Consider the following 834-nt stretch of genomic DNA (forward strand, 5'->3'; position numbering starts at 1 on the left):
CACCACCCGTCCACCACCAACTCCAATCGGGCTCGTAAGGTCCGGCGCCGCCACCTCCACTTATGCCTCCACCCGGATTCCATGGAAAATATGGATAGCCTGTTCCATAATCCCACCAATTACCATTGTTATTGCCTGCTCCTCCTACGCCATCTATAATAACATCCTTCGGCGTTGCACAACTACAACTTCCGCCGCCGGTGCAATCAATAATAATGGTTAATTTTACAGAGTAAGTTTCTGTGATGTATATTGTATGCCCATCAAGGGTAACTTCGAATGAATAAGAAATCATCACTTCTATGCTCATTTCACAACCGCCACCCACCATTGTTCCATTCAATGATTGCGTGCTATTGGCATTGTTATTGGTTGGCACTTGAAATGCTATCGCTACATTTTTTATTTTGCCTGTAACCGGCGATGCAATGGTAATACCATCTCTATTATTCACCGTTTGCTCAAAATACCCAAAAACCGCCTGCGTATTTAATAAATTAGTTTTTGCTGCTGAGCTTTTTGGCCTAAGCGCATTTAATGAATCCCGATTATACAACCGGTAAGTATACAAACTGTCATTGTGTTTGTAAGCCACTATGTACGACTGTATGGTATTTGCATTTTGTGCCTGCAAGGGTATAATAAATATGCCTTGGCTGCCCTCATTTGTATTACTTTGGCTATGTTTTGTGAGGCTGCCTGCTGTATTAACGCCATACGTAGATAACTGCCTGCCTGATACAGATTGATTCGTACTATATATTACTTTATCCCATCTCGGTATCCCATTTTTCTTTACAAATGCCGGTAAAAATTTATAAATACTATCCTGCC

General features: G+C 41.6%; 1 protein-coding gene. It reads right to left on the bottom strand.

What is annotated here, in order from left to right; all coding sequences use genetic code 11:
* A partial coding sequence (locus tag A0F92_RS00165) for a hypothetical protein (RefSeq protein WP_167516647.1) occupies positions 1–834 on the bottom strand: 834 nt, incomplete at both ends.

Source organism: Hydrotalea flava, assembly GCF_001623405.1.
GTDB lineage: Bacteria > Bacteroidota > Bacteroidia > Chitinophagales > Chitinophagaceae > Hydrotalea > Hydrotalea flava.